The organism is Caulobacter sp. 05L422 (assembly GCF_056397765.1).
The window spans coordinates 1-25799 of record NZ_JBFTOB010000029.1; the positions used below are offsets into that span (position 1 = coordinate 1).

At 67.1% G+C, this 25799-nt stretch carries 13 protein-coding genes; 2 read left to right on the plus strand and 11 right to left on the minus strand.

Going from position 1 to position 25799, the window contains the following annotated elements; all coding sequences use genetic code 11:
- The 7 genes from AC1DMQ_RS23070 to AC1DMQ_RS23100 form a co-directional block, all read right to left on the minus strand.
- A partial coding sequence (locus AC1DMQ_RS23070) for a calcium-binding protein (RefSeq protein ID WP_477035872.1) occupies positions 1-4807 on the minus strand: 4807 nt, incomplete at its 3' end.
- Between the two features lie 1546 nt (positions 4808-6353).
- Positions 6354-6854: a hypothetical protein gene (locus AC1DMQ_RS23075; protein WP_477035873.1), complete on the minus strand. Its 501-nt coding sequence runs from the start codon at positions 6852-6854 to the stop codon at positions 6354-6356.
- 65 nt (positions 6855-6919) lie between these two features.
- On the minus strand, positions 6920-8314 hold the full coding sequence (locus tag AC1DMQ_RS23080; protein WP_477035874.1) for an HlyD family type I secretion periplasmic adaptor subunit: 1395 nt from the start codon (positions 8312-8314) through the stop codon (positions 6920-6922).
- Positions 8311-10443: a type I secretion system permease/ATPase gene (locus AC1DMQ_RS23085; RefSeq protein ID WP_477035875.1), complete on the minus strand. Its 2133-nt coding sequence runs from the start codon at positions 10441-10443 to the stop codon at positions 8311-8313. The genes AC1DMQ_RS23080 and AC1DMQ_RS23085 overlap by 4 nt, the downstream gene beginning before the upstream one ends.
- Positions 10444-10577: 134 nt before the next feature.
- Positions 10578-11903, minus strand: a complete 1326-nt coding sequence (locus AC1DMQ_RS23090; RefSeq protein ID WP_477035876.1) for an alpha/beta hydrolase — start codon at positions 11901-11903, stop codon at positions 10578-10580.
- Between the two features lie 109 nt (positions 11904-12012).
- Positions 12013-15081 (minus strand): TonB-dependent receptor domain-containing protein, encoded by a 3069-nt coding sequence (locus tag AC1DMQ_RS23095; protein ID WP_477035877.1) that lies wholly within the window; start codon positions 15079-15081, stop codon positions 12013-12015.
- Between the two features lie 50 nt (positions 15082-15131).
- Positions 15132-16481, minus strand: coding sequence for a dicarboxylate/amino acid:cation symporter (locus AC1DMQ_RS23100; protein ID WP_477035878.1), 1350 nt, complete (start codon positions 16479-16481; stop codon positions 15132-15134).
- A 242-nt stretch (positions 16482-16723) separates the two neighbouring features.
- Between AC1DMQ_RS23100 and AC1DMQ_RS23105 the strand changes: the two genes are divergently transcribed.
- Both AC1DMQ_RS23105 and AC1DMQ_RS23110 read left to right on the plus strand, forming a co-directional pair.
- Positions 16724-18562 carry a sensor histidine kinase gene (locus tag AC1DMQ_RS23105; RefSeq protein ID WP_477035879.1) on the plus strand — a complete coding sequence of 613 codons (1839 nt, stop codon included), beginning with the start codon at positions 16724-16726 and terminating at the stop codon, positions 18560-18562.
- Complete coding sequence (locus AC1DMQ_RS23110; RefSeq protein WP_477035880.1) at positions 18563-19912, plus strand: sigma-54-dependent transcriptional regulator; 1350 nt, start codon at positions 18563-18565, stop codon at positions 19910-19912.
- Positions 19913-19917: 5 nt separating this feature from the next.
- Here AC1DMQ_RS23110 and AC1DMQ_RS23115 read toward each other — a convergent pair whose 3' ends face one another.
- From AC1DMQ_RS23115 to AC1DMQ_RS23130, 4 genes are all read right to left on the minus strand, one after another.
- Positions 19918-20607, minus strand: a complete 690-nt coding sequence (locus tag AC1DMQ_RS23115) for a TetR/AcrR family transcriptional regulator (RefSeq protein ID WP_477035881.1) — start codon at positions 20605-20607, stop codon at positions 19918-19920.
- 146 nt (positions 20608-20753) lie between these two features.
- The gene (locus tag AC1DMQ_RS23120) at positions 20754-22391 is read right to left on the minus strand and encodes a carboxylesterase/lipase family protein (protein ID WP_477035882.1); all 1638 of its coding nucleotides are present in this window, start codon (positions 22389-22391) and stop codon (positions 20754-20756) included.
- Between the two features lie 99 nt (positions 22392-22490).
- Complete coding sequence (locus AC1DMQ_RS23125; protein WP_477035883.1) at positions 22491-24767, minus strand: TonB-dependent receptor; 2277 nt, start codon at positions 24765-24767, stop codon at positions 22491-22493.
- Positions 24768-25018: 251 nt separating this feature from the next.
- Positions 25019-25798, minus strand: a complete 780-nt coding sequence (locus AC1DMQ_RS23130) for a polysaccharide deacetylase family protein (RefSeq protein WP_477035884.1) — start codon at positions 25796-25798, stop codon at positions 25019-25021.
- Position 25799: the final 1 nt, after the last annotated feature.

The window sequence follows — 25799 nt, forward strand, 5'->3', positions numbered from 1 at the left end:
CCCCAAGCTTGTCCAGCAGGCCCTTCTTGGCCTTGATCCGCGAAGCCTTGGCCGCGGCCTTGGGGTCGTTGACCAGCTGGCCCAGCGTCCCGTCCTCGTCGCGCGCGCCCCACTCGGCCTGGTACTCGCCGGCATAGAGGCCTTCGGACCCCAGCACCCGCCGCGCCAGGGCCACGTCGTAGCCCTCGCCCGTGCGTCCGTCGGCCCACACGAAGCTGATGGTGTTCTGCACGAAGCTGTCGGTGGTCATCTCGCGGGTGTAGCCGGTGGCGGCCCCGCCCAGGTTGATGGCCTTGATCCCGGCCTCTTCCAGGGTGCGCAGCTCCTTGCTGGTCGAGCGGCCGTTCTGGTTGGCGTCGACGAACAGCAGGATCCTGCCGAAGTCCTTGTCGGCCTTGTCCAGCACCCCGTCGGCGTTGGTGTCCCAGGTGCGCAGGCCTTCCAGGTCGCTGGTCGCGCCCGGCTTGTCCTGCACGAACGAGATCTCCGACAGCGTGTTGATCGCCCCGTCGCCGTTGCGGTCCACCGCCAGGAAGCCGTCCGTGGGTCCCACCCAGCCGATCCTCGACAGCCCGCCCTGGGCCGTCTTGACCACCACGTTGGAGGTCTCCACCGCCGCCAGGTTCAGCCCGTCGCCGTCCAGGTCCAAGGCGATCGGGTAGTAGTAGTCGTAGTTGTCGCTGTACTGGATGGTCCAGGCGATATCGAGCTTGCGCAGGTCGATCGAGGTCCCGCCGGCGATCACATATTCCACCGTGTTCAGGCTCTCGTACATCACCGTCTGGGTGGAGCCGTCGCGGACGATGGTCTTTACCCCGCCGTTCCAGATCTGGACGTGGTCGGGAACCCAATACGCGGTCTGGGTGGCGTCCAGAGGGTTCTTGGCCCCGATATAGAGGTGGTCGCCGACTACCTGGTAGATCACGTCCTCGGCCGCCACCGTCGGGCCGAACACCAAGGTGTCCTCGCCGCCGGCGTCGTTGATGCTGTCGAGGCCATCGCCGCGGTCGTAGGCGAACTGATCGTCGCCGCCCGAGGTGGTGATCACGTCGTTGCCCAGGCCGGCGATGATGACGTTGCCCTTGTCCTCCCAGGCTCCGCCCGAACCGGTGATGGCGTCGTCGCCGTTGTAGGCCAAGATCAGGTCGCGCCGCCCAGACCAGCCGTTGACGGCCTCGCTGTAGTCGCTGGCCGCCGGCGCGTACTCGATGCCGTCCAGATCCAGCTGTCCCGCACCGTTCAGGTCCAGGGTCTTGATCTTGCTGCTGTTGAGGTTGGCGAAGTTGGCCGCGACGCGGAACTGGGCGTTGTCGCCGCGAATCCCCACGTCCAGCCAGCCGCCCGACCCGCCCGCCGTGCCCATCCACAGGTCCGAGAACTTCACGTTCTCGCCGAACGACAGCACGTTCCAGCCGGTGTTGTCCTCGGTGACCGTGTCGTAGCCGTCGCCGCGGTTCAGCACATAGGTGTCGGCGCCCGCCGCCCCGGCCAAATAGTCCGATCCCCGTCCGCCCACGAAGGTCTGGTCGCCGTCGCCGCCGTACAGGTAATCGGTGAAAGCGGTGCCGACGACACCCTCGATGTTATTGTATCGATCACCCGCGGCCATGCCGCTATAGCCGTTGCCGTCATACTGGAAGGTCGGCGTATAGGAGCTGAGGACCAGATAGACACCCTCGGCGGCTTCCGAATAGTCGATGAAGTCCTTGCCCTCGCCGCCATTGTAGAAGCTGGATCCGCCCACCGTCGCCACGAACCAGTCGTCGCCGCCCAGGCCCTCGATGCTGTCGCCCCACTGGTGACCTTTCAGCTGATCGGCGAACTGGCTGCCGCGAATGGCCAGCAGATTGACCAGGGTGTCGCCGTCGGCGTCGCCGCCGAACACCTCGCCAGTCCCGAGATCGACATAGACGCCCGCGGACGAATGCTCGTAGCTGACCGTGTTCCAACCCGTGCCGCCATCCATGTAGTCGGCGCCGGCGCCGCCTTCGAGGATGTCGTTGCCGTCGCGCCCGAACAGCTGGTCGTCGCCGGCGAGCCCCCTGAGCACGTTGTCCCCGACAGTGCCGTAGAGCCGGTCATTGAAGTTCGAGCCCGTGCCGTTCTCGACATTGACCAGGCCGATGGAGCTGTAGAACCTGCCCGTCACGGCGTCGTTGACGATCGCCGCCCGGCTGGCGGAATTGCCGGCCGTGGCGTCGGGGTGCCCGTTCCAGTCCGGCGGCCGGTAGTCGAGGTCGAACGTCACGCCGCTGGTCATCCGCTCGGCGCTGAGCGTGTCCTTGCCAGAGGGGTCGCTGGCGAAGTTGAAGTTCCCGCCCACGAACCAGTTGAACGTATAGTCGGCCGAGATCAGGTAGGTGTCGTCGCCATCCTCGCCTTGGGTGGTGTCGCCGCCCGTTCCGCCCACGATCGTGTCGGCGCCGGCTCCGCCCAGGATCGAGTCGGCGTCGTCGCCGCCCGAGAGATAGTCGTCGCCGTTCTCGCCGTAGAGGGTGTCTCCGCCGGCCCCGCCGATCAGCACGTCGTTCTGGTCGCCGCCGAGCAAGGCGTCATTGCCCGCCCCGCCGTCCAGCCAATCCCAGCCGGACCGGCCGATGAGCGTGTCGCTGCCCGCCCCACCGACGAAGATGTCATCGCCGCCGTCGCGCGTCTCCCAAGTGGAGGTGTCGATCCACTCGTAGTCCCAGCCGTTGTACTGATAGTAACCGCTCTCGACATATTCTTGGTGACTGTCGTCGATCGTCACGCCGCCGATCGCCAGGCGCTGATCGATCAGGTCGTTGCCCGAAGTGGCCCCGCCGAGCGCGCGCACGCCGTAGCCGACCAGGGACATGTCCTCGATCCGCACCGCCTCGCCCTTGGTCGTCCAGTCCGGAAGGATGTTGGCGATTGTTCGCGATACGGGATGGGTGAAGAAGGCATAGGGCGTGGTCTGGCCGGTTGAGGACAGTCGCAGCATCTCGCGGCGGAAAGCCGTCCCCGTGGGCGCGGTGGCGGTCACGGACAGCTTGTTATAGGTGGCGATATCGCCCTGGGAACTGCCGGATTCCTGCGCGCCCCCGACGACTGAGGAGTTGCCCAGCCAATTGGAGTTGGCGTCATAAAAGGCCACGTAGAGCTGGGCCAAGCCGCGATGCTGCGCGGCCATGACCGACGTCTCATAAGTCTCACCTCCCTTGGAGGCGATCATGGCCGAGGCGTGATCGATATATCCGGTGGGCGAGCTCTCGGGGATCACCGTCCACAGCACGTCGTTGCCGTTGCCCGACCAGCCCGCGAGATTGACGCCGTGCTGGGGCGTCGCGACCTGCCAACTGGACATCGACCAACTGGCCAAGTCCTGGAAACGCGCATCCACGATGTCGTTCGGAACGGTCCGGGACGTCGGCTGCGTGAAGAAGGCGAAGGGATCGCCGCCGCCGGTCGAGGCGAGACGCAGCACGACTCGCCGATACGCTGTACCGGTCGGGGCCGTCGTCGCGCCGGTGAGCAGGCCATAGGAGGCCAAGTCTCCCTGACTGGAACCGCCCTCGGTCGCCGCGCCGTTCAGCATGCCGTAGCTGATGAAATTGCGGTTGGCGTCGTAGAACTCAACAAAGGCGCTGGCCTGGCCACGATGTTGCGCGGCTCGGACCGATGTCTCGTAAGTCTCCCCGGCCCGGCTGGCGATCCAGTCTGATCGCGTGTCGATCAGGGACGCCCCAGCAGCGGTCGCGCCCGGCATGTGAACCCAGTAGCTGTCGTTGCCGCCGCCGGACCAGCCGGGCATGTCCACGCCGCGCACCGGATTGGCGACGTTCCATGTCGCCATGTCCCAGCCGGCTATGCCGCTCTGGAAGCGGGCGTTGAGCACGTCGTTGTCGCTGGCGCCGTCCATCGCCTGGGGCAGGATCGAGAACACCCCATCGGTGGTCTGGCCGCGCGCCTGGATCTCGGCCGTGTTGCCCTGAGCGCTGATCTTGACGTTCTCGAACGCCGTGCCGTGACTGGCCAGGTCGAAGCTGGAAAGGAACCCTTGCAGGCCGCCGTAGAAGTCGGATGTGGTCCACTTGTCCAGGCCGAGCTCACTGACCCGCTGCAGGGTGATGATCCAGGGGTTGGCCACGGCCTGGTTTTCCAGGGCGGTGATGATCTTGTCGATGCTGGGCTTATAGGTGTTGTAGAAGCCCAGTTCGCTGGCGGTCAGGGCTGCCTGTCCCTGGGTTTTCAGCTTGTCGATCAACGCCTTATGTGGCGGATGACCGTAGAAATCCTGCTCCCATTGGCTCAGGCTGGCGTAAGCGCCGGTGATGAAACTGTTCACGTGAGCTCGATTGCTCCCGTAGAACCGATAGTCACTCGCGATCTGCAGGTCGCCGCTCAGCGACGTCAGGTCGGCGGCCGGCGAGCGGGCGATCGCCCGCTTGGCGAAGATGTCGCCGCCGACGATCTTGGTGTTGCGGATCGCCGCCAGGGTCCCGAATTCGACGGCCTGGTCGGCCGAGGCGAAGTTGGTCTGGACGCCGTTGATCTTCACATAGATCTGGCTGCTGGTGTGGCCGTAGGCCTGGGTCGTGCCATAGCCATTGAGGTTGGACACATAGGCGGTGGTGTCGGTGTAGGCCACGAGGGCGATCAGGCCGTTCAACGTGTCGCGGGCCGCCGTCGCCATCGAGGTGACCAGGTCTCGATTGCCGTTGTTGGTGACCGTGATCGCGCCCAGCTCATAGCGCGCGTAGGGAAGCTGCAGCACCGTCTCGGCGCTGGCGCTCGGAATCTTGGGCTTTTTCTTGCCGAACAGGTTGCCGATGAGAGCGCCCAGCACGAAGCCAACGAAAGCGCCAATACCGGGAACTACAAAGTTGCCCAGCATGGTGAGTTGATAAAGACCACCTTGCAGGGCGATCTGGACCGCCGCATATGAGCCGACAGCCGAACCGATTGAAGATAATGCCACCCCCGCTTGGGTTTGCGGGCTCACCACCATCGCGCCAAGTTTGGCGCCAAGGAACGAGCCAATGGCGTTGGCCAGAAGGCCGCTGATCTGCGACGGGCCCGTTGTGGCCGAGAGATCCGGCTTGAGCGTCGTCTCGGGATGGAAGCCATCCCAAATAGCCGCCGGCCCGTTCGCCAAGAGATTGTTGATAACTTGACCAGTTACGGTCGATCCGACCGTCGTGAAGAGCTCAGCGCCGAAACCTTTCAAGCCAAGCGCTTCGCCCACCTCCATCGACAACCATGAACTAATGGAACCGATCGCGGCCTGACCGGCGCGAGCTCTAACTTCGCTACCGAACGAGGCCAACCCACCTTCCACGGCAGCGTGCATTGCTCCTTCCACGGAGGTGGCTGTAATGGCGGCGGCAAGCCGCTCGCCGATCTCACCCAAAAGTGAGCTATAAATAACACCCTTAACTGGATCTCCGTCAGATAGATACTGCCCAAGCGAAGACCCAAACATGTCACCATAAACTGACGCCATCTGCTGCTTAGGGGTCAGCTCAAACGGGTTGATAAGTTCAACTATATTTGAACCATCAAATTGCGGCGACCCGGACGTCAACCCCAAACCGGTATCCATAAGCCCAGCATCGTCATTATTCATAGCCATCAGCCCATAGGCTGGAGATTCATTAGCTATGGCGCCCTCTATACCATGCTGGGCTATATACTTCGCCGCACCCTTACCCCAGTAGACAAATTTACCATCTACCACAAATTTAAATATAAGACCTTCATCATATAACGCTCTCGTCACAATAGGATTTATATCCTTGTTGTGATTATCAATTACACCTTTTCGAAACTTATCATTCGCTTCGGCATATCCAACAGGTCCGGAATTTGCCAAATTAATATCGTAGAATAAAGGGTTTGCCGCGTGGCCATACTCATGGCCCAATATGAATGCTAGGAATTTACTTGCAAGACCTCCAGCATTTGCCCAACCTTTGGATGAGACCACTATAACTGCGTCATAAACCCCATTTGTCGCCCCAGGCACAGATCCCGGATCAAAAGCCACGCCAGCATTTACAGAACCCGACTGAGCAACATAGCCAGTATTGGCATACACGCCACCGTAGTCACCACTACCTCTTGCCCAGGATACATTAGAATTATTGAAGTTCCAATAAGATCCATCGCTCGCATAATCGACGTAAATTAGAACATTTCTGCCCTTCTTGTTTAGTTCGTTAATCCAAGCAGCCATTCCTTTGTAGGAAGGAACAGATCCAAGCCTCTTCAGGGCATTATTAATATTGTCAATATCTGCAAGCGTTCCTTGTATGGTCGTTCCCGCGCCAATCTTTCCGGCATTGGCATGAGCCCGATATGTTCCAGGCTGAGACGGCGGAGCTAATGGCATTCTACCTGACCCCAAACTCTGAATAGATTGGCCAACATTTCCCATCCACAGATGGTACAGCTGCATTGCGTCGGTTGATTTCCGAAATCTTCGCCACGACACGCCCGCTGTCCTTAGCGTTCGGCGACATGGCGGCCAGATAGATCGTCCTATCCATCAGGGTGCTACAATTGATTCCGGGAGTTGAATAAGACACCCCATGACTGGGGCTTGGAGCCTCCATTACGACAATGGCACCATTCGCAGGAATATCGGCGTCAGAAATATCTCTATATTTTTCAATAAATAACACTCTAGCCCTACTAGAGCATTCCTTTGATTTGCGAATTGCGCTCTGCTCTGCTATTTCATCATTTCGATAGGTCCAATCTGCAAACTTCTTGCACATGAAATCCACCCTAGATCTATCGCTTGGATTTAGATTTTCATCTCGGACGCCGCAAGAAGCCAGCAACGAAACAACTAGACAACACCCGAATAAACTCGCCGCCGTCTTCAGCATGGTTCTCGTTGATCCATCAAACTCAGACAGAATGAGCGTCGACGACGGGCCGTCCGACAGTTGCCTCACCGCTCTCTCCCCGCCTCGGAAACCGTCTTCGCCACCGGCGACCACAGGAAATCAATCACCCGACGTTTCCCCGTCACGATCTCGACCGACGCGCTCATGCCAGCCGATAGCAAAGCTTGGCGTCCGTCAACCCTAAGTCGCGTTTGTGACAGCTTCACACGCACGGGAAAGACGAGTCCGCGCTTCTCGTCGACGATGGCGTCCGGCGAAACCTGGACCACTTCGCCCTCCAGCGTGCCGTAGCGGGTGAAGGGATAGGCCTCCAGCTTGACCACCGAGCGGTCGCCGACATGGACGAAGCCGATGTCGCGGCCCAGGACCAAGGCCTCGACCACCAGGGCCTCGCCGTCGGGCACGATGGTGACGATCGGCTTGCCGGTCTCGGCCACCTCGCCGAGCGTGGTCACCGACACCGCCTGGATGATGCCGCCGACCGGGGCGGTCAGGGTCTGCAGGCCGCGCTTCTGCTCGGCCTTGCGCAGGGCGTCGCCGCGGGTGGCGGCCAGGCCTTCGGCCTCGGCGCGCTCCTGGGCGGCCTGGCCGACGAACTGCTGGGTGAGCTCGGCGCCGTCACGCGACAGCGAGGCGACCTGGGCGCGGGCTTCGTCCAGGCGGCCGCGCTGGGCGATCAGGTCCTGCTCGGCGGTGACCATGGCCTGTTCCTGCTGCAGCAGTTTCTGGCGGGCGCCGTAGCCCTTGGCCTCCAGCATCTTCTGGTCGTCCAGCTGGCGTTGCAGGATCGGCAGGGTGCGCTCCAGCTTGACGATCTCGGCCTGGGCCGAGCGGGCCGAGGCCTCGGCGCCGGCCCGACGCTCCACCAGCGAGGCGCGCTTGGCCTCGTAGGCCTGGATGCGGGCGGACACCACCTGGCGCTCGGCCTCGGCGGCGCTGCCCTCGGATCCGGGCGGGGCGATCACCGCCGCGCCGCCGCCGCGGCTATAGCTGAGCAGTGCGTTGGCCCGGGCCAGGGTCAGGCCGGCGGTGGAGAGTTCGGTCGTGGCGCTCTCGGCGTCGGCGTCGGCCACCGTGGGGTCCAGGGCGATCAGCAACTGGCCGGGGCGCACGTGCTCGCCCTCGCGCACGGCGATGGCGCGGACCGTGCCGGGATCGGACGGCTCGACCGAGCGCAGACGGCCCGTCGGCACCAGCCGTCCTTCGGCCACGGCCACGGTGTCGACCTTGGCCCAGCACGCCCAGACCAGGGTCCCGACGGCGCCGGCGACGATCGTCCAGGTGATGGCCCGACCGATCGGCGAAGGCGGGGTTTCGGCGATCTCCAGGGCGGCGGGCAGGAACTGGGTTTCGATGCGGGCGCCGGCGCCGGTCCGGCGGCGGACGGTCTCATCCTTCCAGGCCTGGACCAGGGCGCGGGCGTGGCCGAGCAGGCTCATTGGTCAGCTCCGTAGCCGTGCGTCTGGGCCCGCCAGAGTTGGGCGTAGCGACCGCCGGCCGCCATCAGGGTCTCATGGTCGCCGGTCTCGGTGATGGCGCCGTTCTCCATGGTGACGATGCGGTTGGCGATCCGGATGGCCGACAGCCGGTGGGCGATGATCATCACCGTCCGGCCACGGACGATCTGGCGCATGTTCTTCTGCAGGATCGCCTCGCTCTCGGCGTCCAGGGCGCTGGTCGCCTCGTCGAGGATCAGCAGGCGCGGGTTGGTGATCAGGGCCCGGGCGATGGCGATGCGCTGGCGCTGGCCGCCGGAAAGGTTGGCGCCGCGCTCCTCCAACACGGTGTCGTAGCCCTCGGGCAGTTCGAGGATGAACTCGTGGGCGCCGGCCATGCTGGCGGCGGCCATCACCGCCTCCATCGGCAGGGCCGGATCGGCCAGGGCGATGTTGTCGCGCACCGAGCGGTTGAACAGCAGGTTCTCCTGCAGCACCACGCCGACCTGCCGGCGCAGCCAGGCCGGATCGACCTGGGCCAGGTCCACCCCGTCGACCAGCACCCGGCCGCTCTCGGGCACGTAGAGGCGCTGGACCAGCTTGGTCAGGGTCGACTTGCCCGAGCCGGAGGGACCGACGATGCCCAGCACCTCGCCGGGCTCGACCGACAGGCTGACGCGGCGCAGGGCTTCGCGCCCGCCGGGCTTGTAGCGGAAGGTCACGTCGTCGAAGGCGACGCGCCCCTCGATGCGCGGCAGGGCGGCGCGCGACGGCGAGAACTGGGCCTCGGTCGGGGTGTTGAGCACGTCGCCCAGCCGCGCGACGCCGACCCGGGCCTCCTGGAACTGCTGCCACAGGCCCGCCAGGCGCAGCACCGGTTCGGCGACCCGGCCCGCCAGCATGTTGAAGGCCACCAGTTCGCCGACCGTCATGTGGCCGCCCAGGGCCAGGCGCGCGCCGATATAGAGGATCAGCACGGTCGAGGCCTTGTTGATCAGCTGGATCGCCTGGCCGCCCCAGATGTTCAGCCGCGCGGCCTTGAAGCCGGCGGCGACATAGGCGGCCAGCAGGCGCTCCCAGCGGCTCTGCATCTGCGGCTCGACGGCCGAGGCCTTGAGCGTCTGCATGCCGGCGACGCTCTCGACCAGGAAGGCCTGGCTCTCGGCGCCGCGCTGGAACCGTTCCTCGATGCGTCGGCGCAACGGGCCTGTCAGCAAGCCGGCGACCAGGGCGTAGAGGACGATGGCGATCAATACGATCAGCATCAGCCACGGCGAATAGAACCACATCACCACCAGGAAGATGACGGTGAACAGCAGGTCGATGACCAGGGTCACCGACGAGGAGGTCAGGAACTCGCGAATGGTGTCCAGCTCGCGCACCCGGGCGATGGTGTCGCCCACCCGGCGGCTCTCGAAATAGGCCATCGGCAGGGCCAGCAGGTGGCGGTAGAGCCGCGCGCCGAGCTCGACGTCGACCCGGCTGGTGGTGTGGGTGAACAGCGCCGCCCGCAGCCCGCCCAGCAGGGTCTCCATCACGATCACCGCGCCCAGGCCGATGGCCAGGACGTCCAGCGTGGTCAGGCCGCGATGCACCAGCACCTTGTCGATCACCACCTGGAAGATCAGCGGCGTGGCCAGGGCGAACAACTGCAGGGTCAGCGACGCGGCGAGGACCTCGCCCAGCAGGCCGCGATAGCGGACCAGGGCGGGAATGAACCAGGTGACGTCGAACTTCGCGCCGCCTGGGATTTCGGAGCGGGTGGTGACCAGCACCGCCTCGCCGGCCCAGATGGCGGACAGGTCGCTCAGCGACAGGGTCTTGGGCGGCTGGCCGGGCCACTGGACCAGGGCCTCGCCGTCCTTGACCCGGGCCAGGATGAAGAAGTCGCCGCCGCGTCCCCGGGCGATCGCCGGCAGCGGGGCGTCCTCCAGGCGGGACATCGGCAGGGACGCGAGCTTGGCCTTGGCGCCGAGTCGGCGAGCCAGACGCACAAGGTCGCCGGCTTCGGCCTTGCCGGCCTGGCCCAGCGCATGCCGAAGTTGCTGCGGATCGGCGCCGATCTGGTGAAAGCCCAGCAACAGAACCAGACACGCGAGGCCTTCATCGGCCTCGACTTGGTACTCACTCACACGCCGCCCCCGCAACTTACGGACGCAAAGTCGCGGAGCTGCAACATAATTGCAAGGGGGATGTCAGCTGAAATCTTTGCCGTCGTCCGGAGGGCGTGATCGCCCCCTTCGACGGCCCGGCTGACCTGTTGGAACTAGCGGGGGTAGCTGCGCTCGGCGAGCGGCCGGGGCGCGTAGTCGACCTGGAAGTGGCAGGCCTCGCCATAGGCGGCGACAGCCGCCTGGCAGCCCGCGGCCAGCGAGGTCGGCGACGGCTTTTCGCCCCGCTCGATCCAGGCGCTCATCGCCCGAAGCAGCGCGGCGTATTCCGGCGTGGCCAGCTTGCTGTGCTCATGCTCGTCGGTGAACGACTGGACCAGCAGGTCGCCGGCGCCGGCCTTGGCGACGGTGTCGTGGAACACCTGGTCCAGCTCGACAAAGGCCGTGGGGTCGTCGATCGCGTGCATGGTCAGGGTCGGAACCGTCAGCTTGCCGGTCAGGTCGGCGTCGAAGGCCAGGCGGCGCACGCCCTCGGGGTCGGCCGCGAACCGCGTCACGCCCTTGTTGAGCGCGGCGTCGTCGTCGGAGCCGGCATAGACCACGCCGACATTGCTGAACGGATTGTGGCCGTCCAGGCGCTTGTTGACCATGTCGGCGAAGGTGAAGGTCGCCCAGCCCAGGTGGCTGTCCAGCGTCCGTTCGGGAATGCGGGTCACGGCCAGGATGTTGTCGAGGTTGCGCTGCTGGGCAGGCGTGCGCTGGGCCTTTGGCAGGTTCACCCCGGTGCAGGCCTCCAGGCGCTCGTCCAACTGCTTGTTGGTCAGGGTCGAGCCAACCGGCTGGCCCTGCCATAGCGGATAGGCCGGCTCGTCGGGCCGGGGATGGTTCTGGCAATAGTACTGGTAGACGGCCCGCAGGTCGGCGCGGAAGTCGTACGACCGCGTGCCGCCGGCCAGCACCGCGCTGGTCAGGATGACCCCGTCATAGACCGGCTTGCCGTCGGCCCCCTGCCCGTACAGCTCGGCCGTCTTGGCCGCGACGTTGCCGCCCCAGGACTGGCCGTGCAGGATCGTGCGCTTGGGCCGGCCGAACTGGTCCCAGAAGATCTTGCGCAGGTTGTCGCTGTCCTCGGCGGCGCTGCGCACGCCGTAGCCCGCGCGGCGGTAGTTCGTGCCGGCCCAGGCGAAACCCTCCTTCACGGTGACCGAGAACCGCTCCAGGTCCTCCAGGGCGTCGTCGGGCTTAGGGGCCTTAAGGCGCGGCCCGCCGTGGGTGTGCACCACCAGCGCGCCGTTCCAGGCCTTGGGGATGACGATCCAGTAGTACGCGCCGTTGGCGTCCTGACCGGCGAAGCAGCGGGACTCGGCCGGCAGGTAGTCGGGACAGTCCTTGGTCGCTTGAGACGCCGTCTGGGCAACCGGGGCTGGAGCCTGGGCATGGGCGCAGCCGCCGGCCATCAAGCCCAGGGCCGCGATACCCATCCAAACTCGGCGAAGCGGAGAACCCATGGCGGCGTCTCTTGAAAGCGGATCGAAACTAGAGGGCGGCCCCGGCGCCCAGGGGGGAGGAAGCGCCGGGGCCAGAGGTACGTCAGAACGACTTGCTGACGTTGACGTACCAATAGCGGGCATAGGGGTTGTACAGCGAGCCGATGTAGCCGCTCGACGACAGGGGCGGATCCTTGTCGAAGATGTTGCGCGCGCCCACCCGCAGGCGGGTGTCGTCCAGCGGGCTCTTCTTGTCCTCGATCCGGTACTGGACGTAGAGGTTGGCCGTGGTCAGCGACTTGACGGTGTAGGGCGTGCCGTCGGCGGCCAGGAAGTCGGTGTCGAGCACCGAGCCGGTGTAGAGCACCGAACCGCCGATCTGCACCGGACCCTGGCGCCAGGTCATCGTCGCCGTGCCCTTCCATTCCGGCTTGCCGTTCTTGCGCAGCAGGTCGCCCGGATCGGTCAGCGGCGTGGCCGGATTGATCGTGCCGGCCCCGCGGGCGTCGAACAGCTCCTGGATCGGCGGGGCCAGGTCCTGCGAGAACTTGTCCATGTAGGTCGCGTCGACATTGACCGTGAAGCGGCCGTAGTCCTCGGTGCGCAGCACCCAGTTCACGCCGATGTCGACGCCGCTGACCGTCTGCGGCTGCAGGTTCTTGAACTGGTCGCGGATTTCGGTGATCTGGCCGACCGGCGCCAGGCCGGTGCCGGCGAAGAAGGCCACGTCGTCGGCGTTGGGCGCGGCGCGGATCGTGTTCGGATTGCTCGAGCCGGTCATGCGCGCCAAGTAGTCCTGGACCGCGATGTTGGTCGAACCCAGCGTGCCGACGATGCCGTCCTGCTCGATCTGCCAGCGGTCGACGGTGATCGTGAAATCACCGAACCGCTCGGGGATGAACCGGGGCTGCAGGACCAGGCCGACCGAGTAGCTTTCGCTCTCTTCGGCCTTCAGGTCCGGGTTGCCGGCCGTGGTGAAGCGGATGCCGACGCCGCGGTTGCAGGCCCCGAAGGTGGCGATGCGGCCGGCGCGCAGGTCGGCCTCGCAGCGGTAGTAGTCGGTGACGCTGTTGGTCCGCGAATAGCTGAACGGGTTGGTGGTTTCCAGGTTGGGGGCCCGGAAGCCCTGCTGCCAGGAGCCGCGCACCCGCACGCCGTCGACCAGGTCCCAGGCGAAGGCCACCTTGGGTTTGGCCACCGATCCGAAGTCGCTGTAGTTCTCGAAGCGGCCGGCCAGCTGCACGTCGATGGCCCGCACCAGCGGGATGTTCATCTCCGGCGAGACCAGCGGCAGGGCGAACTCGATGAAGGCCGAGCCGACGTCGCGCGAGCCCTTGGTGCTGGGCGTGTCGTTGACGCCCGTGACGTTGCTGTTGCTGGTCGCGCCGGTCACCGGATCGGTGAAGGGCGTGCGGCCGTCCAGCTGCGGGTCGCGGCGGTCCTGCTGGGTCTCGTGGCGGAATTCGACGCCGGCGGCGACGCCGACCGGGCCGGACCAGATGGTCAGCAGGTCGGGCTTGGAGACCTTGAAATCGGCCAAGGTCAGGGTGGTGGTCGAGTGGCGCTTCAGGCGGAAGCGGATGGCGTCGGTCGCCGCCTTGGAGCTGGGCGTGCAATCACGGCCGCCCTCCCCGTTCAGGCACCCGCCGTTGAAGGGGTTGTAGGCGTCGGGGGTCGACAGGGCCAGCTGGGCGGCCAGCTTGGCGCTGTCGATGCCGTCGGACTCGTCCTTGGCGTCGGCCTTCGAATACAGCAGCGCCGAGTCCCAGTCCCAGCCGAACGCCTCGCCCTTCAGCCCGCCCAGGAAGCGGGTCTGGTAGTTCTCGACCTCGACCTTGTTCGGGCCCAGGTCGTTGAAGCGGTAGTTGGTGAAGGTCACCGCGCGGCCGGCGGCCGGCACGTTGGTCAGGTTGGGCAGGCGGTTGGGATTGACCGTGCCGTTGGCGAACACCGCCATGCCGAACGGATTGTAGTAGTTGCTGGCCGGCACGCCGATCGCCACCAGGCTGGTGCCCTGGGTCGTCAGGCCCTCGGACTCGGCGTGGTAGAGGCCCAGTTCGCCGTAGGCCGTGACGGTGTCGGTGATGTCGTAGTGGCCGTTGAGGAAGACGTTCTGGCGGCTGATCTTCGGGGCCACGGTGATGGCGTCGTTCTGCGGCGCGTTGTAGCGCAGGAAGTTGGCCGTGCTGCCGGTGGCCAGGTTGCCGGTGCCCAGGCACAGGCCGTTGCCCAACTGGGCCGCGCAGCCGGCGATGGTGTTGGGTTGGACGTGGGTGGCGCCCGCCGCCGTGGTCAGGGCCGTCGCGCCCTGGCGGACGATCCCGCCAGCGTTCAGCACCGTGATGTTCGAGAACGAGTTCTGGTTGCCGCGGTTGTCGGGCGTGGCGCTGTCGGTGTAGCGCGGATCGTTGTCGAACAGCGGCCGCAGGTCCTGGGTCGCCGTATAGGGCCGGTCGCTGGGCCGCTGGGCCGTGCGCTCGGTGAAGTTGGCGTTGATCGACACGTTGCCGCGACCGTCGGCGAAGTTGCGGCCGGCGAAGATGTTGCTGGTGTATTCCTTGCGGTGCGTGCCCTCGGCCCAGCCGTACTGGGCGTCCATGGTCAGGCCGTCGAAGTCGGTCTGCAGCACGGTGTTGACCACGCCGGCCACCGCGTCGGCGCCGTAGATGGCGGCCGCGCCGTCGCGCAGGATCTCCAGGCGCTCCAGGTTCGAGGTCGGGATGGCGTTGGCGTTGTAGCCCAGCAGCGGCACCGTGCCCGACGACTGGCTGGTCGGGTGCGACACCAGGCGGCGGCCGTTCAGCAGCACCAGGGTGTTGCCCACGCCCAGGCTGCGCAGGTTGATCGAGTTGACGTCGCCGCGCGTCGAGTTGCTGGTCTGGGCCGCGTTGCTGGGGTTGATGAACACGTCGCCCATGATCGGGATCGAGCGGAACAGGTCGTCGCCCGAAACCGCGCCGGTCGCGGCGATCTGGGTGTTGTCCATCACCGTGACCGGCAGGGCCGCCGTGGTCTTGGCGCCCTTGATCTGGCTGCCGACGACGACGACTTMCTCGACCTTGGTGACGTCGTCGGTCGCGGGCGCCTGTTGGGCGTGGGCGGCGCCGGCCAGCAGCAGGCCGGCGAAGGCGGTCCCGCAGATGAGCCTTTGGCGAATGTTGGTGGTGGTCATGAGAGCTCCCCGATTTTCTTGTTTTGGTGGTTCTAGGTTGAAAGTTTGGCCTATGGCCGGGCCCTGCCGGCCGCCGGGATCGCCGACGCGGCCTGTTCGGCGGCCAGCTTGGCGGCTTTCTTGGGATTGAGGGCGGCCCGCAGCTGGTCGGCGTCCAGACCCCGCTCCCAGCGCGAGACCACGATGGTGGCCACGGCGTTGCCCGTGAAATTGGTCAGGGCGCGGCACTCGGACATGAAGCGGTCGACGCCCAGGATCAGGGCCATGCCGGCCACCGGCACCGACGGCACCACCGACAGGGTGGCCGCCAGGGTGATGAAGCCCGCGCCGGTGACGCCCGCCGCGCCCTTGGAACTGAGCATGGCCACGCCCAGCAGCAGCACCTGGTCTTCCAGCGACAGGTGCACGCCGGTGGCCTGGGCGATGAACAGGGCCGCCAGGGTCATGTAGATGTTGGTGCCGTCGAGGTTGAACGAATAGCCCAGCGGCACGACCAGCCCGACGACCGACTTGGGACAGCCGGCCTTCTCGAGCTTCTCGATGAGGCTAGGCAGGGCCGCTTCCGACGAGCTGGTGCCCAGCACCAGCAGCAGCTCGGCCTTCAGGTAGCGGATCAGGCGGAAGATCGAGAAACCGTTGGCCCAGCACACGAGGCCGAGAACCACGATCACGAAGAACAGCGAGGTCAGGTAGAAGGTCCCCACCAGGAGCGCGAGATTGGCGATCGAGCCGATGCCGTACTTGCCGATGGTGAAGGCGAACGCCCCGAACGCCCCGATCGGCGCGGCCTTCATCAGCACGTGGACCAGGCGGAAGAACGCCTCGGCGGTCGCCTCCAGCACGGTCAGGACCGGCTGGCCGCGATCGCCGACCATGGCCAGCGACAGGCCGAACAGGATCGAGAAGAACAGCACCTGCAGGATCTCGCCCTCGGCGAAGGCGCTGACCACGGTGTCCGGGATGATGTGCATCAGGAAGCCGACGATCGTCTGGTCGTGGGCCTTGGCCTCGAAGGCCGCGATCTTGGTGGTGTTCAGCGTGGCGGGGTCGATGTTCATGCCGGCGCCCGGCTGGACGACGTTGGCGACGACCAGGCCGACGATCAGGGCCAGGGTCGAGAACACCAGGAAATAGACGAAGGCCTTCAGGGCCACGCGGCCGACCTTGTCCAGGTCGCGCATGCCCGCGATGCCGGTCACCACCGTCAGGAAGATCACCGGCGCGATGATCATCTTCACCAGCTTGATGAAGGCGTCGCCCAGCGGCTTGAGGCTTTCACCCAGCCCCGGATAGTAGTGGCCGACAGCCGCGCCCGCCGCGATCGCGAGCAGCACCTGGAAGTACAGGTGCCGATAGAACGGCGTGGGCCGCGCAGGGGCGGTCGGGCTGATCGTCTTCACTGGCGCCTCTTGGCCGGCCGGGTGGCCGCGTTTCCATCCCGCGTCCCTTTGCGAAGACGCTTGGTTAGACGATCCTTGTTGCGAAGAAGCGGCGCAAGCACGCCAGGTTGAAGCTTCTTTCGTTTGTTTTCATTGATGTTTATCGAAAGCGCCCTTAGCTCGGCCGCCCCACGGGCGGCGATTTTCCGCCCAGGATTTTGTGATTTGTGCGAAAATCCGCACATCTTGCCGAAGCGCCGCCGATGAACAGACCCGCCATGCCGAATCCGGCCGACCCGATCGTCCGTCGCTGGGCGGTTTTCTGCGGCGTCTGCGCCGTCCTGCTGGGCGCGGCCCTGTGGATCGCCGGCGAGGTCGCCGAGCGTCGCGCGACCGCCGACCTGGCCCGCCAGGCCCAGGCTTCGGCCGCCTTGCACGCGGCGGTGCTGCGCAGCGAATTGGCCAAGCACCGCTCCCTGCCCTTCGTCCTGGCCCAGGACCCCGACGTCGCCCAGGTGCTGCGGGCGGCCGACGCGCGCGGGATCGATGCGCTGGACCGCAAGCTCGAGACGCTCAGCGGCGGCACGCGCGCCGCCGTGATCTACGTCCTGAACGCCAAGGGCATGACCATCGCGGCCAGCAACTGGCGCGAACCGACCAGCTTCGTCGGCTCCGACTACAGCTTCCGCCCCTACTTCCGCGACGCGCGGGCGGCCGGGGTGGCCGAGTTGTTCGCCCTGGGCACGGTCAGCCGTCGTCCCGGCCTGTTCATGTCACGGCGGATCGACGGCCCGGACGGCATGCTGGGCGTGGTGGTGGTCAAGGTCGAGTTCGAGGCGCTGGAGGCCGATTGGTCGGCCGCCGAGCCGGCCTTCGCCGCCGATCCGCGCGGCGTGATCCTGGTCACGTCGGTGCCGGCCTGGCGCTTCTCGACCCTGACGCCCCTGCCCAAGTCCGAACAGCAGCGACTGCGCGCCGAGCATCGGTTCGGCGAAGCGCCGTTCAACCTGCTAGACGTGCGTCCTCCGACGGTCGCCGGAAGACCGCCGCGCCTGACGACCACCGCCCTGCCCGGCCAGCCGCCCGCCCACTACATGGCGGCCAGCGCCGACCTGGGCGCGTCGGGCTGGACGGTCTTCACCCTGACGCCCACCGGTTCGATCCTCAGCGGCGCGGTGGCCGGCGCGCGGGCCGTGGCCCTGCTGGTCGGCCTGGCGATCTGCGGCGTGGCCGGAGCGGTGCTGCGCTGGCGCGGCCAGGCCAGCCTCCGCGCCGCCCGCCAGGAAGCCGCCCGCGCCGAGCTGGAGGCCCGGGTCGAGGAGCGCACCGCCGAGCTGCGCAAGTCCAACCGCCGCCTGACCGTCGAGATGGAGGAGCGCCGACGAGCCGAGGCCCACGTCCACCTGATGCGCGACGAGCTGGTCCAGTCCAACAAGCTGGCGACGCTGGGCCAGATCGCTGCCGGGGTGGCGCACGAGATCAACCAGCCGGTGGCCGCGATCCGCGCCTATGCCGACAACGCCTCGATCTTCCTGGACCGCGCCGATCCCGACACCGCCAAGAGCAATCTGGGCCTGATCTCGGGCCTGACCGACCGCATCGGCCTGATCACCGACGAGCTGCGCGCCTTCGCCCGCAAGACCAGCGCGCCGGCCGCCCCGGTCGCGGTGCGCGAAGCCGTCGACGGCGCCCTGCTGCTGGTCGGGCCCCGCCTCCGCCAGACCGGCGTCCGCATCGTCCGCCGCGAGGCCGACGAGGAGGCCCTGGTCATGGCCGAGCGCTTCCGGCTGGAGCAGGTGCTGGTCAACCTGCTGCAGAACGCCCTGGAAGCCCTGGAAGGGGCGGCCGATCCGGAGATCGCCATCCAGGTCGCGGCCCGGCGCTCGCAGATCCGGATCATGATCGCCGACAACGGTCCGGGCCTGGCGCCGCAAGCCGCCAAGACGCTGTTCACCCCCTTCGCCACCACCAAGCCCCGGGGACTGGGCCTGGGCCTGGTCATCAGCCGCGACATCGTCGCCGAGTTCGGCGGCGAGCTGTCGCTGGATCCCGACGCCCCGGTCGGGGCGCGGTTCGTCATTTCATTGTCCAAGGCGCGTTAGATGCAGATTTCCGTCAACCAGGTCGCCTTCATCGACGACGACGACGCCCTGCGCGGCGCCAATGTCCAGACCCTGCAGTTGGCCGGCCTGGAGGTGCTGGAGTTCGCCTCGGCCGAGGCGGCCCTGGCCGTCCTGCCCGAAGGTTTCGCGGGCGTGGTGATCAGCGACATCCGCATGCCCAACATGGACGGCCGCCAGCTGTTCCGTCGGCTCAAGGACCAGGATCCGGACCTGCCGGTGATCCTGATCACCGGCCACGCCGACGTGGCCGAGGCGGTAGAGGCCATGCACGACGGCGTCTACGACTTCCTGCCCAAGCCCTACGCGCCCGAGCGGCTGGTCAGCAGCGTGCGGCGGGCCCTGGAGAAGCGCCGTCTGGTGCTGGAGAACCGCTACCTGCGGACCCAGGCCGAGGCGGCCCAGTCCGACTGGCCCCTGATCGGCCAGACCCAGGTGATGGAGCGGCTCCGGTCCACCCTGCGCCAGCTGGCCAGCGCCGATGTCGACGTCCTGCTGGAGGGCGAGACGGGCGTCGGCAAGGAGCTGGCGGCCCGGGCCCTGCACAACTGGGGTCGGCGACGCGACCGCGAGTTCGTCGCCGTCGACTGCGCGGCCCTGCCCGCCTCGACCCTGGAAAGCGAGCTGTTCGGCCACGAGCTGGGCGCATTCAACGGCGCGGTGCGCCAGCGGGTCGGGCGGATCCAGCAGGCCGACCGCGGCACGCTGTTCCTCGACGAGATCGAGACCCTGGCGCCCGACGCCCAGGGCAAGTTCCTGCGCGTGCTCGAGGAGCGCGAGGTGGTGCCGCTGGGCTCCAACCGCGTCCACACGCTGGACATCCGGGTGGTGGCGGCGGCCAAGCCGGCCCTGATCGACGCGGTGGCCAGCGGCGCGTTCCGCCAGGACCTGTTCCATCGCCTCGACGTCGTGCGTATCCGCATCCCGCCGCTCAGGGAGCGCCGGGAGGACGTGCCGCTGCTGTTCGCGCATTTCCTGGCGCGGGCGTGCGAGCGCCTGGGCGGCCCGCCGCCCGCCGTCGACGACGCCATCCGGTGGCGGCTGCTCAACCACGACTGGCCCGGCAACGTGCGCGAGCTGAGCCACTACGCCCAGCGGGTCGCCCTGGGCCTGGCGGCGACCGCCGGCGATGCGTTGGACGAGCCGGCGCCCCTGCCCGAGCGCATCGCCGCCTACGAGGCCCACCTGATCGAGGAGACGCTGGCCGCCTGCGGGGGCGACGTCCGCACGGCCCTCGAGGTCCTGAAGGTTCCGCGCAAGACCTTCTACGACAAGGTCGAGCGCCACGGCCTGGACCTGGCGCGGTACCGCCAGAAATCCAGCGCCCGCTGATCCCTCTAGGCTTGTGGCGCGCCCTTGCCGCACACCTGAAGGAAGCCCGCCGCCATGAACGACGCCATGCGCTCCTTCACGGCCATGAAGTCGTCGGACCGGCACACGCCGCCCGACAACTTGTCGATGCGGCCCGTGCGCGCCAAGGTCAGCATCAGGGCCCCGGTCACGAAGTGGTAGCCCCAGAAGATGTCGGCCTCGCTGCAGCCGGGCAACGCCTTCCGGAGGATGGAGATCAGGCGCAGCACGACGGGATCGAAGTGCTCGTCCATCAGGGCCGCGCCCCATTCGGGCGTGTTGGCGACCAGGGCGCCCAGGGCGGCGTAGTTCTTCCAGCCCTCGCCGCCCTCGGTATAGAGGTCCAGGTCGGTGTCCAGGAACGCGCGCAGCGCCCCCTCGACCGTGGGCTTGTCGCCGGTCGCCGCCTCGTATTCCGCGAGCGCCTTCATCCGCCGCTCGTTGGTGATCACCGCCCGGCGGGCGAAGACCGCGTCGAACAGCTTCTGCTTGTCCTCGAAATAGTAGTTGAGCAGCGTGTGGTGAACGCCGACCCGCTTGGCCACGTCCTTCAGCGTCACCCCGTAGAGCCCGTGCTTGGAGAACAGGTATTCGGCCGCGTCGAGGATCTGCTCCATCGTCTCGGCGCGCTGTTCCGCCTTGGTGGAGCGCGGCCGGGGTTTCACGTCTTCGGACACTAGGCTTCTTTCCGTCTCAGCTTGGGCGAGGTCGACTGGGCGGGACACCTTACCCGCCTCCGAATTCGAACCTTGGTCTTATCTTGTCGATCTTGCCGATGGACGCCAGAGGCATGTGCGGCAGGCGGACGATCGCATCGTCGCCGTCAGCATCGAGGATCTCCGGGCGGCAGCGGCGGCGAAAGGATTCCGACGTTCCAGTTCCAGGGCACGCCGCCCTTGGCGCGGCGTCGGCAGACGACCTGTTCGTTCAGTTCGTACATGCCGGGCATCAGGTGCGCGCCGGGCTTGGGCGCGTCGGCGAAGGCCATGTAGGCGCGGCCCTCGCCATAGGGACGCCAGGCCGGCTGGCCGGCCGCGCTGGGTGCGCCGTCGCGGGCGAAGGCGGTCCAGTAGCCGACCATGGCGTCGGAGAGCCCAGCCTCTTCCGCCGTCGCCGGAACCTTGGGCCAGGCCGGGGGCGTCCGGTCGGCCGTGCCGAAGACGTAGGGGATCTCGCTGGCGTGGAAGGCGCGCAGGCCCGCCGTGTCCGCGGCCGGATAGCCGTGATCGAACAGATAGAGGAAGCCGGGCGCCCCCGCGGCCGTCTGCTTGGCGACCAGCCGCTCGGCGGTCCAGCCGTAGAGCGCGTCGCGCGGCGTCGCCAGCACGCTCTCGGCCAGGTCGGTCGGCGGATAGAGTTTGAGATAGGCGTCGGCGAGGTCGCCGTAGCGCTTGCGGATCTCGGCCTCGTAGGTCGCCGCGTCGGCGGGCGGCGGCGGGGCCAGGACGCGCAGCGAACGGATCTCGCCGCTGTTGAAGCCGGCCAGGATCGGCACGCGGGCCTGTTCGCCCAGGTCGAACACGTCGACCAACTGGCGGGGCAGCACCCGGCCGTCGACCGTGCCGAACGGGGCGTAGCCGGCCTTGGCGGCCGCGTCCGTGATCTCCCCGGGACTCATCGCCCGCAAGGCGGCGACGTCCTTGGCGCCCAGCTTGTAGGCGACATAGGTCCCGACCGTCTCGGCCGGATAGTCGCCGAACGCGCCGGCCCGCAGTTGCGGCGTCGAGATCATGTAGGCGCTCTGGGCGATCGCCTTGGCGAACAGTCCGCGCGCCTGAGGCGCGGCCATCAGGTACATGACGCTGAGCGCCCCGGCGGACTCGCCCGCGATGGTGACGTTCGAGGGATCCCCGCCGAACGCCGCGATATTGGCCTTCACCCAGCGCAGCGCGGCGATCTGGTCGAGCAGGCCGTAGTTGCCCGAGACGCCCTCGCGCGATTCCGCGCTGAGGCCGGGATGGGCCAGCCAGCCCAGCACGCCGAGCCGGTAGTTGATCGACACGACCACCACGCCCTGACTCGCCAGCTTGGCGCCGTCATAGACCGCCTCGCTGCTGGAGCCCGTCACCAGCGCGCCGCCGTGGATCCAGACCAGCACCGGCGCCTTCTGGGCCTTGGCCGGGGTCCAGACGTTCAGCGACAGGCAGTCCTCGCTCATCGCCCCCAGATCGTTGGCGTAGATGCTGCTGCCAGCTTGTGACCTGGGCTGGTAGCAGGCCGGACCGAACTTGGTCGCGTCGCGCACGCCCTTCCAGGCGGGCGCCTCGGCCGGCGGACGCCAACGCCGCCAGCCGGTGGGCGGCGCCGCATAGGGCAGCCCCTTGAAGACGTTCAGATCGCCGATCGCCTCGCCCTGGACGGCGCCGGCCGGGGCCTGGACCACGGGTCCAGGCTGGGCCAGCGCGGGAGCCGCCACGAACAGCGCGGCGATCAGGATCAACGCCTTGGGAAACAACGACATCGGAAGGTGCCTCCTGATCGCGCCGTGCGCCTGGGCGCCCCTCCCCGGCCGCGCGGAAGGCGCGGCCGGGGACAGGACGACGACGCCCGCGTCCGTCATCTAGAAGTCGTAGCCCACGCGCACCCCGAACGTGCGCGGCCGCAGGGTCGCGTAGCGGCTGGCGAGGAACGCCTCGGGGTGGACATAGGTGATCGAGTGGTTGTCGAAGATGTTCTCGACATAGGCGCCGACCGTCAGCTTATCCATCGCCACCGCGAACGTGGCGTTGACGTTCTCATAGGCGTCGGTGAAGCCGTAGGTCGGGCTGACCACGCCCGGCTGCCCCGGCACGTTGGGGAACGAGCCCGGATAGTTTCCGACGTGCTGGAACACCACCGAGGCGTTGGCCCTGGCCTTGGCAGACAGGTCGAAGCCGTAGTTGATGTACATCGAGCCCTGGAAGTGCGGGGCGGACAGGCGCGCGTCGTCCACCGCGCCCGAGATCGCCGCCTCGGCCGGCGTCAGCTTGGTCACCTTGGCGTCGTTGAACGAGCCGTTCAGCCCCACCGTCAGGCCCGTCGCGGGTATGGCCACGACTTCGAACTCCACACCCGTGCTCTTCGCCCCGCCGATGTTGGTGGCGAACTGGACGGAGTCCGAGACGCGGTTGGCCTGGACCTGGATGTTGCTCCAGTCGATCACATAGGCCGCCAGGTTGGCGCTGAGCGCGCCGTCGAACCAACGCCCCTTCAGACCCACTTCGTAGTTCGTCAGGTCGTCCGACGAGGCGCCGTAGGGGATGATCAGGTCGTTGGGATTGACCACGCTGGGGCGGCCCGCGAAGGCGTTGACCACGGGGGTGCGGAAGCCGGTGGACATGGTGGCGTAGGTGGTCAGGTTCGACGACGGCTTGTACGACAGGCTGACCTTGTAGGACGGCTTGGTCGCCTTGGCCTTGACGCCCGTCGCCGCCGGGATCGGCACCATCGCCAGCGGACCCGAGATGCCGAAGATCGCATAGGTCAGATAGGCGCTGTTGTAGCCGCCCTCGGTGAAGCCCTGGGCGTCGGTGCCGCCGTAGCGCATGCCGGTGGTCAGCCAGAGCTTGTCGTTGATGTGGTAGGTCAGCTCGCCGAAACCCGCCAGTTCGTGCGAATTGATGTGGGTGTACTGGCGTTGATAGTACTCGTCCGGCAGGCCGGTGATGCCGTGGGACGCCAGGTACTGCGGCGAGGAGCGGTAGAAGTAGTCCACGTCCAATCGGCGATCGAGATAGAAGCCGCCGACCACCCAGTCGAACTTGCCGCCGGGATCCGACGCCAAGCGCGCCTCCTCGACGAAGGTCTTCTGGTAGCCGTTGGCGTCCAGCCCGAAGGCGATCCCGGCGGCGCCGAACGTGCCGGCCAGGTCGACCCAGAACTTCTGGTCGAACTTCGAATAGGTCGACGAGCTGGTGAAGTGCGCGCCGTCGAACTGGTAGTCGACCGTGGCGTTGTAGCTGGTCAGCTTGCCCACGAAGAGGTCGGGCCGGTCGCTGATCCGCTTGTTGCGGCCCAGCGACGGGATGATCAGCGAGGAGTCCTTGGGATTGCTCTTCTCGTACGAGGCCAGCAGCTTGACCGACAGGCGGTCGTTCGGCTTCCACAGCAGGGTCCCGCGCCCGCCGCCGTCGACCAGGGTGTTGGAGTTGTGGATGCCGGTTCCGAGGTTGTCGACGTAGCCTTCCTCGTTTCGGTAGAAGCCGACGACGCGCAGGGCCAGCTGGTCCTTGATGATCGGAATATTGACCATGCCGTTGTAGCGCTGGCGCAGGGAATCCGACCCGGTCAGCCCGAAGTCGACCAGGGCCGAGGCGTCGTACTCGTCCAGGTCGGGGCTCTTGGTCAGGATGCGCAGCGCGCCCGACAGCGAACCCGACCCGAACAGCGTGCCTTGCGGACCGCGCAGGAATTCGACCCGTTCCAGGTCGTACAGATTGGGATCCAGCACCGTCGTGTTGCCGATCGTCGAGATCGGCAGCTCGTCGATATAGATCGCCACCGTGCTCTGCAGGTTGGCGCCGTAGCCGTTGGTGGCGATGCCGCGCGCGGTGAAGTTGTTGAAGTTGGCGGTCGGCTTGTTGAGGACGACGCCGGGCGTCTCCCGCGCCAGGCCCTCGTATCCGACGATGCCCTTGGCCGTCAGGTCCTTCTGGGAGAAGGCGGTGACGCTGAGCGGCACATCCTGCAGGCGCTCGTTGCGGCGGGTGGCGGTGACCACGACCTCGTTGAGCAGGGTGGTGTCGGTTTGGGCGGCGGACTTGTCCTGGGCTGCCGGGGACGCGGTCTGCGCCTGGGCGGTCATGGACGTCGACACCAACGCGGCGGCGCAAGCCGACGCGAGAAGAATTACCTTCATGCGCTTTCTCCCCGTGCGTCGATCGTGAATGCCGACGCTACCCCGCGAAGCTGCACCTGAGATCGACTCCTGTCAACACTCACTATCACGTGCGTGAATGTTGTGGCCAAGCTGGTAGAACAACGGTCTCCGGGCTTGAAGGGAGTTGGTCGGGACGGAGACGCGGTTACCCTCTCGCCGGGACGAGCGTCCGTTCGTCATGTCGAATTTTGGCGTCGCGAGAGATCGCCGGCTGCCAGAACCCGCCGGCCCTAGCCCGCCTTGAGCGCGACCTGGCCGACTGCGGCGACCGTCTTGGCCGCCGGCTTGCCCATGGCGGCGCGGGCGACGGGCTTGGCGACGGGCAGGAACGCCTCGAGGAAGTTCCAGGCGCCCTCGTCGTGGTCGAGATGGTGGGTCAGCAGGCCCAGCGGTTCATCCCACGCGCCCTTGCGTCGACGTTCGGCAAGCAGGCGGCGGGTTCGCAGCAGGAACCGGACCGCGCCTCGGAAGCGCGGCTCTGGCTTCCAGCGCATGACGTCCAGGTGGGCGTCCAGGCGGTCGGCCTCGCCACGCGGCTCGCCGTAGCAGGACAGGGCCAGGCCCCGCAGGCCCAGCGCCTGTTTCAGGAGCGGATGGGCGTTGTTCCAGGGCGGCACGAACAGGCGCGGCGTCACGCCAGCCCGGCGAAACACCTCGATCGCGGTGCTCAGGTCGGACATCACGTCGGCCAGGCGATCCAGGTCGTTGACCTCGCCGGACGGCCAGCCCGGCGGCGCGCGGTTCTCGTGCCGGAACCCATGGATCGCCAGCTCGGCGCCGGGAACCCCGCGACAGGCCTTGGCCAGGGCCGCGATGTCGCCGTCAGGCACGGCCGCGAGGGTGATCGGCGCCTCGAAGCGGACAGACAGAGCCAGCAGTCGATCCAGCGCCGGCGTGGACCGACGCGCGTCGTCGTCGCGCCACCAGAACACCGGCGCGTGGCCGCCGGCCTTCCAGCGGGCCAGTTCGGGCCCGATCAGGGTCGCGATCAGAAGACGGTGCAACGGCATG